Raw genomic sequence first — 11,602 nt, 5'->3', positions numbered from 1 at the left:
TAAAAAACTCAGCCTGTTTTAGATTTTATTGCAAATGAATACACAACGTGAACAATTGATACAAACATGGATTACAACTGTACTGAACTCGGATGAGTTTGAGCTTAATTTTTTAGCAGGTGATGCCAGCTTTCGCCGCTATGCACGTATAAAATATCAGAATAAAAGTTATATGCTCATGGATGCGCCGCCAGAAAAAGAAGACTGTGCTCCATTTGTTCATATAGATGAATTTTTTGCTGCTCATGGAGTGCGGGTGCCGCAGATTATGGCAAAAAATCTGGAACAGGGATTTTTACTGCTGGAAGATTTTGGTGATGTACTGCTTTCTACCTTGCTAAATGAAGAGACTGTAGATCAATATTATTTGCAGAGTTTCAAGCAACTGGTACAGCTGCAATCAATTGACGGAAAAGGCCAGTTTCCGCTTTATTCTCAGGAGAAATTACTGTCTGAAATGCAGTTGCTGACAGACTGGATGCTGCCTGCCTTAAGTATTGTACCCTCTCCGCAAGAACAGAAAATTATTGATCAGACATTTAAATTTTTATCTGAAGCTGCTTTAAGTCAGCCACAGGTGATCGTACATCGTGATTTTCATAGCCGTAACTTAATGAAACTTGAAGATGGGCAAGAGCTAGGGATTATCGACTTTCAGGATGCGGTAATTGGTGCAGATACTTATGACCTGGTCTCCATTACCCGTGATGCTTATGTACAGTGGCAACCAGAGCGTGTATATCAATGGTTCAGGACATTTTATGAGCTTTTGCCGGCCAGCACAAAACTGAACCGTACCTTTGAAGACTTTAAGCGTGATGCTGACCTCATGGCAATTCAACGGCACATTAAAATACTAGGTATTTTTGTGCGTCTGTTTGAGCGTGATGGTAAGGCGGGTTACTTAAAAGATCTCCCTCGTGTGATGTGGTATCTGTTAGAAGAAAGTCAGGGCTATACTGAACTTGAAGCGTTTGCGGAATTTATACGTCAGCGTGTGATGCCTGCTTTTACCCAAAAATACGGAATATATGAGGTGGCTGCCTGATGAAAGCAATGATTCTGGCAGCGGGACTGGGTAACCGGATGCGGCCACTCACACTGACCACGCCCAAGCCTTTACTGGAAGTTGGCGGGAAGCCACTTATAGTCTGGCATCTTGAGAAATTACAGCGTATCGGTGTTCGTGATATTGTCATCAATACGGCATGGCTGGGCGAAAAGCTAGTTGATGCTCTAGGTGACGGTTCAGCCTTTGGAGTCAATATCCTCTGGTCACATGAGGATGAAGGACTGGAAACGGCTGGTGGAATTATCAATGCTTTACCTCTGCTAGGTCAGGAGCCGTTTATTCTGGTCAATGGTGATGTCTGGACTACGATGGACTTTGCGCCTTTGCTGCAGACTGAGTTAACTGGACATCTTGCACATTTGGTACTGGTTGACAATCCGCCTCAGCATCCTCAGGGTGATTTTATATTATCTCAGGGGCATGCCTATACCTTTGCACAGGCGAAATCTGGTGAGGCACTGACTTATAGTGGTATTGCTGTTCTTTCGCCAGAGCTGTTTCTTGGACTGGAACCTGGTAAGCGTCCACTTGCCCCGCTATTAAAAGAAGCTATGCAACAGCAACAGGTGAGTGCTGAAAAAATGCAGGGAATCTGGGTTGATGTGGGTACACCAGAGCGTTTGAATGCTCTAGATCAGCAAATTCAGCAGGGCTTGTATGACCAAATGCATAATCACTAGTCATTAGATACTGTGTCATGAACTAGAAATCGGTATACTTCACTTAATTTTTTTGAGATGTTGCTTGTTTATGCATCCGTTTTTCCAAGAGTTAAAACAGGGCAGTCAGGCCTTGGGGCTAAGCTTGAATGATGAGACTTTAGGTCTGTTACTGCAGTATCAGGATGCACTGGTACTCTGGAATAAAGCCTATAATCTGACAGCAATCCGTGACCCGAAAGAAATGCTGGTAAAGCATCTACTGGACAGTTTAAGCATCTTGAAAGATCTGCCGTCTGGACGTCTGCTGGATATTGGTACCGGAGGTGGCATGCCAGGCATGATTATTGCCTTGTGTCAGCCAGAACGTGAATGTGTATTGCTGGATTCAAATGGCAAAAAAATCCGTTTTCTCAAACAGTTTATTGCTGACCTGAAACTAAAAAATGTGATTGCAGTGCAAACCCGTGTAGAAAATGAAGAAAGTATTCATGAGCTTGGCCAGTTTGATGTGATCACCAGCCGTGCATTTGCGTCACTAACAGATTTTGTGTTGGCTTCAGAACCTTATATGCATGGTGGAAGTGTGATTGCCTCTATGAAAGGGTTAGTTCCACATGAGGAAGTCGCTACTCTTGCAGAAAACTTTTCTTGCCAGATTATTGAACTGCAAGTTCCACGACTGGATGAACAGCGGCATCTGCTTTTATTAAAACGTATTTAAAAGATTTTTAGGATTGGGGTTAGCATGGCTCAGATTATTGCGATTGCAAACCAGAAAGGTGGCGTAGGAAAAACCACAACTGCCGTCAACCTGGCAGCTTCTCTTGCAGTATTAAAAAAACGTGTATTGCTGATAGACATGGATTCACAGGGCAATGCGACGATGGGTTCTGGCGTGCAGAAAAATGATCTGCTTTATTCAGTTACAGATGTACTGCTGGGTGAAGTACCCATTGAAACGGCAATTACCAAAGCAGAAGTAGGTTATAAAGTTCTTGGAGCCAATCGTGACCTTGCTGGGGTAGAGCTGGCGATCGCTGAACAGCCAGGCCGTGAATATATTTTGCGGGAAGCTTTAAAAGATATTGAAAAGTCTTATGATTATATCATTGTTGATTGTGCACCTAGTCTGAGCTTGATCACCGTTAATGCGCTTGCTGCAGTGCAGGGTGTTGTCATTCCGATGCAGTGTGAGTATTACGCGCTTGAGGGATTGGCAGATCTCACGCAGACAATTGACCGTATTCAGCAGGCGCTTAATCCTGACCTGCAAATTGTGGGTGTGTTGCGTACCATGTATGATGCCCGAAATGCCCTGACCCGTGATGTTTCGGCTGAACTGGAACAGTATTTTGGCAAAAAACTCTACGAGACGGTTATTCCACGTAATGTTCGACTGGCTGAAGCACCAGCGCATGGTTTGCCTATCATTTATTTTGAGAAAAGTTCTAAAGGTGCAGTAGCTTATTTGAATCTTGCAGCCGAAATTCTTAAAAAGACCAAGCTAAAAAAAGGAAGTAATGCATGACCACCAAAAAGCGCGGATTGGCCAAAGGCCGTGGTTTAGATGCCTTACTGGGTTCGATTCAAAAAGAGAAGTTGCAGCTAGAAGCTCAATCACTGGATCATGGACAGCTTAAACAGATTGATGTGCATCTGCTTAAGCGGGGTGAATACCAGCCGCGCCGTTTTATTGAAGAAAAAGATCTGCAGGAACTGGCCGCTTCAATTGAGAAGCATGGGGTTATGCAGCCGATTGTTATACGCCCGGTTGATGATGAAAAGCGTCCCTATGAAATTATTGCAGGAGAACGCCGCTGGCGTGCAGCGCAGCTGGCGGGGCTGACTGAAGTACCGGCAATTGTTCGTGACTTAAATGACCAGGTAGCAATTGCGCTTGCCTTGATCGAAAATATTCAGCGCCAGGATCTGAATCCAATTGACCAGGCAATAGCATTACAGCGTTTTCATGATGAATTCGGTTTAAGCCATCAGGAAATAGCCGAAACAGTAGGCAAGGCCCGTACTACCGTAAGTAACCTGTTGCGTTTGCTGAGCCTGGCTGAGCCAGTAAAAGACTTTATGCAACAAGGTTTGCTGGATATGGGACATGCGCGTGCAATCCTGACCCTAAAATCTAAAGATCAGTTAAAAGCTGCTGATACCGTTATTGAAAAAAGTCTTTCAGTCCGTCAGACCGAGCAACTGGTGCGTGAGTGGAACACACCAAAACAGGAAAAAAATAAAACGTCAATGTCAGCTGATCTTGAGCAGCTCACCCAGCGGCTTTCTGAACGTTTCAGTGCAGATGTCAAAATTGATTACAACAAGCAAGGTAAAGGAAAACTGGTGATCCATTATCATTCGCTTGATGAGCTTGATGGTATCTTGAATATCTGTCTGGCTGATTAACAGTTTAAAAATATAAAAAGATAGTTTGATTTGGGGTATACAGCATGTGGGAACTTGTTAAAGCTGGCGGCTGGCTAATGCTGCCGCTCGTCGTATGTTCTATTTTTACCATAGCTATTACATTGGAGCGCTTTATCCGTTTAAAGCGCTCTCAAGTGATTCCTGTAGAGCTGATTTTACGTCATCCCCAAGATATTGCTCCAGTAATCGACAGGTTAAGCCATGCCCCAAACCTGCAGGCTAGCACTTTGGGGCAGATTCTGCTGGCAGGCTATGCGAGTCGGCAAGAAAGTGAGCAGTTTGCACGTGCCCAGATGGAAGCGAAAGCCTCTCAGGAAATTGGGTATTTGGAAAAGAATATTAATTTTTTGGGTACCTTGAGCGCAGTAGCCCCATTACTTGGGCTGCTGGGTACGGTGCTGGGTATTATTGAATCTTTTCTGGTGATTGACCTAGGTACGACCAGTAACCCGGGTCTTATGATACCGGGTATTTCTAAAGCCCTGATTACCACTGCTGCGGGTATGCTGATTGCTATTCCTGCATTATTTGCTTATCGTTTCTTTCAAAGATTGGTACAGGAATATGTGGCTGAGCTTGAGCAGCAGTCAACATTATTTCATGCAGCATTGTTCTATAGTAGTACGGCTGGTTCAGAGCTGCGAAAAGTCGGCTAAATAGGTCAAATATCATGAAATTCAAGCGCTCTCAAGTGGAAGATATTCAGATTAACCTGACTCCCATGATCGACTGTCTATTATTTATTCTGGTATTTCTGCTTTTGTCTACGACATTTAATCAGCAAAGCCGTCTTAACCTGACCCTGCCAGATGCACAGGGTGTTCCACCAAAACAATACGATCAAAAAATCGAGGTTATGGTAGACTCTTCCGGCCATTACGCAGTCAATGGGCAAGCTTTGTCCAGTAAAGAAGTGGCTGATTTAAGCGCAGCAATCAAGCAGGTTGCTGAAGACCGGCGTGATTTGATGTTTATTATTGCGGCTGATGCCAAGGCTACCCATCAGGATGTAATCCGTGTGATGGATACGGCCGGACAGCTGGGCTTTGTAAATGTCAATATTAGTACCAAGCTCCCTACCCGAGGTTATTAGTGAAGCAAGATTTTAAAGTTTATGCGCGTCTCCTGTCTTATTTAAAGCCTTACTGGGGGGCAGCTTTACTTGTACTCGTCGGTTTTGGTATTAATGCTTCTACAGAGGTATCAGTTGCCAAGCTGCTTGAATATATCATTAATGCCATTCAGCACCAAAACCAGCAGAATTTAAACTGGTTTCCATTTCTGGTTATTATCTTGATTTTTTTCCGTGGATTGGGGCTATTTATTGGCGGCTACTATACAGCCGTCATCTCACGTAGTCTGATTTTTCAGATCCGGCAAGAGGTGTTTGCCAAACTATTGCGTTTACCTGCCCAGTATTATCTGGACAATAACAGTGGCCAGATTACTGCCAAAATCATGTATAACGTGGAGCAACTTACAGCTGCTTCCTCTGAATCTTTAAAAACACTGGTTCAGTACGGTTTTATTACATTAGGCCTAATTGGTTATCTATTATATACCAACTGGCGTTTAACCATCTGTATCTTGATTTTCGCACCACTGATTGGACTGTTGATCCGCAAAGCGGCTAAACGGATGCGCAAGCTTTCCGTACAGGTGCAAAATACTATGGGTGATATTAACCATGTTGTACAGGAAAGTGTAAATGGCAATGCAGTGGTAAAAGGGTTTGGTGGAGAGACCTTTGAGCAGGAGCGTTTTTATCATCATTCTAATGAAAACCTGAAACGTGGCCTGAAAATGGTCATTGTACAGCAGATGAATAGCCCAATTGTTCAGCTGATCATGGCAATTGCAATGAGTATTATCATCTGGATTGCTTTGCGCCCCCAGGTTCTGGGTAATACTTCAGCAGGCGAGTTTGTCGCCTATATTACAGCGGCCGGATTACTGGCTAAGCCGATCAAGTCTCTAACAGATATTAATGAAAAGTTGCAGCGGGGGATGGCCGCTGCCTATTCAGTATTTGAATTACTGGATATGCCTGAAGAAAAAAATACAGGTGATTTAAAACCTGTACTAAAAGGCAATATTGAATTTAATCAGGTAAACCTGACTTATAGTGATGGCTCACAGGCTATTTATGATTTTAGTCTTAATGTAAAAGCTGGTGAGACAGTAGCATTAGTTGGACGTTCTGGTGCAGGTAAAAGTTCTCTGGTGAATTTGCTGGTACGTTTTCAGGAAATCAGTTCCGGAAAAATTTTACTAGATTGCATCGATATTCAAAAAATCGAACTGACAGCCTTGCGTTCTCAAATCGCAATGGTAAACCAGCAGGTCGTACTATTTAATCGTAGCGTGCGAGACAACATCGCTTACGGCCAGCTACAAGGGGCAAGTGAGGCTGAGATCATTGCAGCTGCAAAAGCAGCCTATGCCCATGATTTTATTATGAGTTTGCCGCAAGGTTATGACACCATTCTGGGTGCACAGGGACTTAATCTTTCAGGTGGTCAGCGTCAGCGTATCGCAATTGCCCGTGCTATTTTAAAAAATGCCCCAATTCTAATTCTGGATGAGGCTACCAGTGCACTCGATAATGAGTCTGAGCATTTCATTCAAAAAGCCTTTGATAAGGCTATGCAGGAACGGACCACTATTGTTATTGCACACCGTTTATCTACTATTGAGAATGCAGACCGGATTGTGGTTATGGATAAAGGCCGTATTGTCGAGCAGGGTAACCATCAGGAACTGATGCAAAAGCATGGCGCGTATTATCAGTTGCATCAGCGTAATTTTGAGGAAAACTGATCCATGTCAATGGCCCGGTTGATTCAAGATGCGTGGAATAAGCAGGCTGCTTGGCTGATTATTTTAAGACCATTGGCATGCTTGTATCGTGGAGGATTTTTGATAAACCGCTGGTTCTATCAGGCAGGTTTAAAGAAAGTCTATCACTCACCTGTGCCGGTTATGGTTATTGGCAATATTACCGTGGGCGGTAGTGGAAAGACACCACTGCTGATTCATCTGACCAAATATTTGCAGAGTAAGCAGGTGCGAGTGGGGGTGATCAGCCGCGGATATGGAGGCAAAGGACCATTTCCAGCACAGGTTTCTGTTCACTCCACACCTGAGCAGGTTGGTGATGAACCTTGCCTGATTGTACAGTCGACCGGTATACCAATGGCAGTAGGCAGCAACCGGCAAGCTAATATTGAACTGTTATTGCAACATCATTCGCTTGATCTGATCATTAGTGATGACGGGCTACAGCATTGGGCATTGGGCCGGCAAATTGAGTGGATTGTACTGGATAATAACCGTGGCCTGGGCAATGAGAAACTCCTGCCAGAAGGATACTTACGCGAACCGAAGAGCCGTCTGCAGAAAGCTACTGTAATTGAACATGCTCAGCATCCTCAGTCTGTATTTAATATGCATCTTGAGTCCGGGCAGCCTTATTTGCTTAATCCTAGTGCAGGAAAAGAGCAGATATTTGATGCCACTCTGGAATTTCATGCAGTTGTAGGTATCGGTTTTCCTGAGCGCTTTTATCAGACGCTCGCTTCACTGGGCATCAACCGGATTTATCATCATGCCTACGCAGATCATCATGATTACCAGCTTAAAGATCTGGAATTTGGTGACTTGAAACCGCTAATTACTACTGAAAAAGATGCAGTAAAAATCCGACAGCTTCTAAAGAGTGTTCCAGAATTTAAAAGACAGATTTGGGTCGTGCCGGTCGATGCAATATTATCTTCTGCCTGTTATGCACTGCTGGAACAACAGCTTGGTCAATATGATATACAGATTTCTTAAGGTCTTTTTATGAAACACATCGTCATCCCTGCACGTTATGCAAGTTCACGTCTGCCAGGTAAACCGCTTCTGGAAATTCATGGACGTCCAATGATTTTACGTGTGGTAGATCAGGCCCGTAAAGTTCAGGGGTTCGATGATTTATGTGTGGCAACTGATGATAAGCGTATTGCAGAGGTGTGTCGGGACGAAAATGTGGATGTGGTGTTAACCCGTTCAGATCATCCATCAGGTACGGACCGCTTGAGTGAAGTTGCACGGATCAAGGGTTGGGGAAGTGATGATATTATTGTTAATATTCAGGGTGATGAACCTTTATTGCCAGCTCAACTGGTACAACAGGTTGCACAGCTATTAATAGATCAGCCCCAATGTTCAATGTCGACTTTATGCGAGCCGATTCATGAGCTTGATGAGTTTCAGCGTGACAGTATAGTTAAAGTGGTAAAAAGCCTTCATGGAGAGGCTTTGTATTTTAGTCGCGCCACTATTCCTTATGATCGTGATGCTGCCCGGCAGACTATACCGCAGTTACATACGCAGGCTTTTCGTCATCTGGGGCTTTATGCGTATCGTGTGAGCCTGCTGCAGGCTTATGTAGGTTGGGATATGGGACTGCTTGAAAAACTGGAAAGTCTAGAGCAGCTGCGTGTACTGGAAAATGGCCATCGTATTGCAATTGCTGTTGCTATGGCTAACTTGCCACCGGGTGTAGATACTCAAGCTGATCTTGACCGGCTAAATGCATTGGATATTTCCTATTTTGAATAACTGCTGGAACAAGTAATATGGAAAATGTTCTTGAGCAATCCCGGATTTATCCTTGGCAGCAACCAGTATGGGAAACACTGACACGGCGTTTTCCTGACATCGGTCATGGGCTACTGTTTTACGGCAAATCCGGCTGTGGTAAAGAAGCTTTTAGCCGGCATTTTCTCGCCTGGATACTTTGCCAAAATAAACAAGCTCAAGGACCGTGTGGGGAATGTAGTAGTTGCCAGTGGTTAAAATCAGATACACATCCCAACTATGTACATATTTCGACCGATGAAGAAAATAAAAAACAAAATGCTAAAATTCGCATTGAAAAAATACGTGATTTACAGCCTTTCGTACAGCAAACCGGTGAGGGCTGGCGCGTTATAATGATTGAGCCAGCTGAAGCACTCAATATTGCTGCGGCAAATGCATTGCTTAAAACTTTGGAAGAACCGGGGGAGCGCATTGTCATTATTTTACTGGCTGATCATTATTTAAAGTTACCGGCAACTATTCGCAGTCGACTGCAGCACTATGCACTGGATCGAATCAGTACTGAACAGGCAGAACAGTATATCCGTCCCAACTTGTCTGACCTGAACCAGCAAAATTTGCAGCTTTTAATGAATCTGTCTAGTGATATGCCTTTACAGGCATTAGAGTTGGCTGATTCTGCATGGTTGCCGAAGCGCCAGGAATTTCTTAAGGATTGGGAAAAACTGGTAGCTCAAAAAAATATGCCGGTATTCTTTGCGTCAAAATGGCATAAAGAGCTGACATTTCCTGAATTTATCACTATGTTTGAATACTTGTTGTGTGATCTGATTTGTGTCAAGCTAAATCAAAACCTGAAGAATGTTGATCTTAACCTGAAGCCAGTTGCTGAACATTATTCGCTTAATGTTTTATTCGAAATCTATTCAGATTTGCAAAAATCCAAGCAGCTTACTGAGCAGAATGTACAGGTTAACTTGGTTCTGGATCAACTGTTCATCAGGCTGATGAATGTTTAAGACTTAAGGGGAAAGTCGATGCAACCACGTATGGGCGGTATTATTCAGGTGAATATACCTGACCGGGCAACCTTGCAGGCCAGTTATATGGGTTTTATTCAGGGTGGTGGCCTGTTTATTCCATCACAACAGCCAGTAAAAATGGGTGAAGAGGTTTTTGTGCTGGCTACTTTGCCTGGACAAGCTCAGAAAGTACCCTTGACTGGTAAAGTCATCTGGATTTCCCGCAAACAGAACGGAATTCGACCTCAAGGTTTCGGAATCCAGCTAAGTGGCGAGAAAGGAATTTATTATAGAAGTGAAGCTGAAAAGCTGCTTGCCGGTAGCCTGACTTCAGATCGTCCGGGTTATACCGTCTAAAACTGTCAATTTTTAAGCTCACTGGTTGTTATAGGAAAAAATTGTGTTTGTAGATACTCATTGTCATTTAACCCTGCTGGACCTGTCGCCTTATGATGGTGATATTGATCTGGCCATTCAGGCGGCAAAAGATGCAGGGGTATCAAAAATGATGAGTATCTCGGTAAATCTGGATGACCACATTGAGCTTTCGCGAATTGCCACCCGTCATCCCGAGTTGGGCTATAGTGTAGGTGTGCATCCTTGTGAAGATGCCACAGTCATGGCGCGTGCTACGACTGAATATCTGGTTGAGCTAGCCCAGGCAGAAAAAGCGTGGGCGCTTGGTGAAACCGGTCTCGACTATTTTCACAGTACGGATTTTATTGCTGAACAAAAAGAATGTTTCGCCCGTCATATTCAGGCTTCAAAAATAGTAAAAAAGCCAGTAGTTGTACATACTCGCTTGGCCAAGCATGACACGGTTGATATTATTCGTGCCGAAGGCTCTGAACATGGAATTCTGCACTGTTTTACAGAAGATTGGGAAACTGCCAAGGCAGTCTTGGATTGTGGTTACTATATTTCTTTCTCGGGTATTGTATCTTTTAAAAATGCTCAGGATTTGCGAGATGTTGCTAAACAGGTTCCACTTGACCGTATTTTGATTGAAACGGATAGCCCATATCTGGCGCCAGTACCTTATCGAGGTAAATCTAATGAACCAAAATATGTTCCATATGTAGCCAAAGCCTTAAGTGATGTATATGATAAACCGCTTGAGGAGATTGCTTTCATAACAACACAAAATTTTGAAAACCTCCTTAATTCAAAGTAAATACACATTGAAAAGCAAAAAGAGAGTAATCGGGTGAAGATGGATCGTCAGGCCCAGTTTCGGGCAAGAGAAGCATTAATATTTCAAGTGGCAGAGCAACTCCTGTTGGAAAATGGTGAGTCAGGCATGACACTTGATGCACTGGCGGCAGAACTCGATTTAGCCAAGGGTACTCTATACAAGCATTTTCAAAGTAAGGATGAGTTGTATATTCTGCTTATTATTCGCAATGAGCGGATGTTGCTGGAAATGATTCAGGATAGCGAAAAATCTTTTCCTGAACACTTGGCTTTTTTCATGTTGCATCATCTGCATCATCCTGAACGTACTGTACTTTTTCATCAGATTGAAGAGCGGCTTTCGATTACCGGACAGGGAATCCACCATCTTTTTAGTGAGCTTTATCAGGTCCGTAAACAGCGAATGCGTATTATTATACGTATGACCGAAAACTATTTGGAATCCATTGGCAGTATCATGACAGTGCGTGACTATCTCGCTTCGATCTGGTCACTAACACATGGTGCGGCAGCAATTTTAAATTCAAGTTTTTATCAGCGTTATCTGGGGTCGCGTGATACTTTAAGAGTGGCCTATATTGATCAGGCTTTGGCACTGCCCAAGCAGGTTAATGAACAATATGCCTGATATG

At 43.6% G+C, this 11,602-nt stretch carries 14 protein-coding genes; all 14 read left to right on the top strand.

The window, feature by feature from the left end; translation table 11 throughout:
- Positions 1 to 34 precede the first annotated feature (34 nt).
- The 14 genes from B3R63_RS02305 to B3R63_RS02240 all read left to right on the top strand — a co-directional run bounded on the left by B3R63_RS02305 (position 35) and on the right by B3R63_RS02240 (position 11,598).
- Positions 35 to 1,048, top strand: a complete 1,014-nt coding sequence (locus B3R63_RS02305; RefSeq protein ID WP_286728197.1) for an aminoglycoside phosphotransferase family protein — start codon at positions 35 to 37, stop codon at positions 1,046 to 1,048.
- Positions 1,048 to 1,752 carry an N-acetylmuramate alpha-1-phosphate uridylyltransferase MurU gene (gene murU / locus B3R63_RS02300; RefSeq protein ID WP_286728196.1) on the top strand — a complete coding sequence of 235 codons (705 nt, stop codon included), beginning with the start codon at positions 1,048 to 1,050 and terminating at the stop codon, positions 1,750 to 1,752. The genes B3R63_RS02305 and murU overlap by 1 nt, the downstream gene beginning before the upstream one ends.
- A gap of 70 nt (positions 1,753 to 1,822) precedes the next feature.
- Positions 1,823 to 2,455 (top strand): 16S rRNA (guanine(527)-N(7))-methyltransferase RsmG, encoded by a 633-nt coding sequence (rsmG, locus tag B3R63_RS02295; protein WP_005014727.1) that lies wholly within the window; start codon positions 1,823 to 1,825, stop codon positions 2,453 to 2,455.
- Between the two features lie 24 nt (positions 2,456 to 2,479).
- The gene (locus B3R63_RS02290; protein WP_005014724.1) at positions 2,480 to 3,262 is read left to right on the top strand and encodes a ParA family protein; all 783 of its coding nucleotides are present in this window, start codon (positions 2,480 to 2,482) and stop codon (positions 3,260 to 3,262) included.
- Positions 3,259 to 4,146: a ParB/RepB/Spo0J family partition protein gene (locus tag B3R63_RS02285; RefSeq protein WP_005014719.1), complete on the top strand. Its 888-nt coding sequence runs from the start codon at positions 3,259 to 3,261 to the stop codon at positions 4,144 to 4,146. The genes B3R63_RS02290 and B3R63_RS02285 overlap by 4 nt, the downstream gene beginning before the upstream one ends.
- Positions 4,147 to 4,190: 44 nt before the next feature.
- Positions 4,191 to 4,823 carry a MotA/TolQ/ExbB proton channel family protein gene (locus B3R63_RS02280; RefSeq protein ID WP_005025558.1) on the top strand — a complete coding sequence of 211 codons (633 nt, stop codon included), beginning with the start codon at positions 4,191 to 4,193 and terminating at the stop codon, positions 4,821 to 4,823.
- A 14-nt stretch (positions 4,824 to 4,837) separates the two neighbouring features.
- Positions 4,838 to 5,260, top strand: a complete 423-nt coding sequence (locus B3R63_RS02275) for an ExbD/TolR family protein (protein WP_005014717.1) — start codon at positions 4,838 to 4,840, stop codon at positions 5,258 to 5,260.
- On the top strand, positions 5,260 to 6,987 hold the full coding sequence (gene msbA, locus B3R63_RS02270) for a lipid A export permease/ATP-binding protein MsbA (RefSeq protein ID WP_286728194.1): 1,728 nt from the start codon (positions 5,260 to 5,262) through the stop codon (positions 6,985 to 6,987). The genes B3R63_RS02275 and msbA overlap by 1 nt, the downstream gene beginning before the upstream one ends.
- Before the next feature lie 3 nt (positions 6,988 to 6,990).
- Positions 6,991 to 8,001, top strand: a complete 1,011-nt coding sequence (lpxK, locus tag B3R63_RS02265) for a tetraacyldisaccharide 4'-kinase (RefSeq protein ID WP_286728193.1) — start codon at positions 6,991 to 6,993, stop codon at positions 7,999 to 8,001.
- A gap of 9 nt (positions 8,002 to 8,010) precedes the next feature.
- Complete coding sequence (kdsB, locus tag B3R63_RS02260; RefSeq protein ID WP_286728192.1) at positions 8,011 to 8,772, top strand: 3-deoxy-manno-octulosonate cytidylyltransferase; 762 nt, start codon at positions 8,011 to 8,013, stop codon at positions 8,770 to 8,772.
- A 17-nt stretch (positions 8,773 to 8,789) separates the two neighbouring features.
- Positions 8,790 to 9,773, top strand: coding sequence for a DNA polymerase III subunit delta' C-terminal domain-containing protein (locus B3R63_RS02255; protein WP_111280918.1), 984 nt, complete (start codon positions 8,790 to 8,792; stop codon positions 9,771 to 9,773).
- A gap of 18 nt (positions 9,774 to 9,791) precedes the next feature.
- Positions 9,792 to 10,133, top strand: a complete 342-nt coding sequence (locus B3R63_RS02250) for a PilZ domain-containing protein (RefSeq protein WP_286728191.1) — start codon at positions 9,792 to 9,794, stop codon at positions 10,131 to 10,133.
- Positions 10,134 to 10,176: 43 nt separating this feature from the next.
- Entirely contained in the window at positions 10,177 to 10,950 is a 774-nt protein-coding gene (locus tag B3R63_RS02245) for a TatD family hydrolase (RefSeq protein WP_248122210.1), read from the top strand.
- A 39-nt stretch (positions 10,951 to 10,989) separates the two neighbouring features.
- A complete protein-coding gene (locus tag B3R63_RS02240) occupies positions 10,990 to 11,598 on the top strand; it encodes a TetR/AcrR family transcriptional regulator (RefSeq protein WP_005405506.1) in 609 nt (202 codons plus the stop codon).
- Positions 11,599 to 11,602: the final 4 nt, after the last annotated feature.

Origin of the sequence: Acinetobacter sp. UBA1297, from assembly GCF_002307755.1 — a bacterium.
GTDB lineage: Bacteria > Pseudomonadota > Gammaproteobacteria > Pseudomonadales > Moraxellaceae > Acinetobacter > Acinetobacter radioresistens.
This window is presented reverse-complemented; position numbering and strand designations above follow the sequence as displayed.

What these genes read in the sequence shown, in the direction of transcription:
- B3R63_RS02305 (WP_286728197.1), top strand. Translation starts at nt 35, where the DNA reads ATGAATACACAACGTGAACAATTGATACAAACATGGATTACAACTGTA.
- rsmG (WP_005014727.1), top strand. Translation starts at nt 1,823, where the DNA reads ATGCATCCGTTTTTCCAAGAGTTAAAACAGGGCAGTCAGGCCTTGGGG.
- lpxK (WP_286728193.1), top strand. Translation starts at nt 6,991, where the DNA reads ATGTCAATGGCCCGGTTGATTCAAGATGCGTGGAATAAGCAGGCTGCT.
- B3R63_RS02240 (WP_005405506.1), top strand. Translation starts at nt 10,990, where the DNA reads ATGGATCGTCAGGCCCAGTTTCGGGCAAGAGAAGCATTAATATTTCAA.
- B3R63_RS02290 (WP_005014724.1), top strand. Translation starts at nt 2,480, where the DNA reads ATGGCTCAGATTATTGCGATTGCAAACCAGAAAGGTGGCGTAGGAAAA.
- B3R63_RS02280 (WP_005025558.1), top strand. Translation starts at nt 4,191, where the DNA reads ATGTGGGAACTTGTTAAAGCTGGCGGCTGGCTAATGCTGCCGCTCGTC.
- B3R63_RS02255 (WP_111280918.1), top strand. Translation starts at nt 8,790, where the DNA reads ATGGAAAATGTTCTTGAGCAATCCCGGATTTATCCTTGGCAGCAACCA.
- B3R63_RS02250 (WP_286728191.1), top strand. Translation starts at nt 9,792, where the DNA reads ATGCAACCACGTATGGGCGGTATTATTCAGGTGAATATACCTGACCGG.
- kdsB (WP_286728192.1), top strand. Translation starts at nt 8,011, where the DNA reads ATGAAACACATCGTCATCCCTGCACGTTATGCAAGTTCACGTCTGCCA.
- murU (WP_286728196.1), top strand. Translation starts at nt 1,048, where the DNA reads ATGAAAGCAATGATTCTGGCAGCGGGACTGGGTAACCGGATGCGGCCA.
- B3R63_RS02285 (WP_005014719.1), top strand. Translation starts at nt 3,259, where the DNA reads ATGACCACCAAAAAGCGCGGATTGGCCAAAGGCCGTGGTTTAGATGCC.
- B3R63_RS02275 (WP_005014717.1), top strand. Translation starts at nt 4,838, where the DNA reads ATGAAATTCAAGCGCTCTCAAGTGGAAGATATTCAGATTAACCTGACT.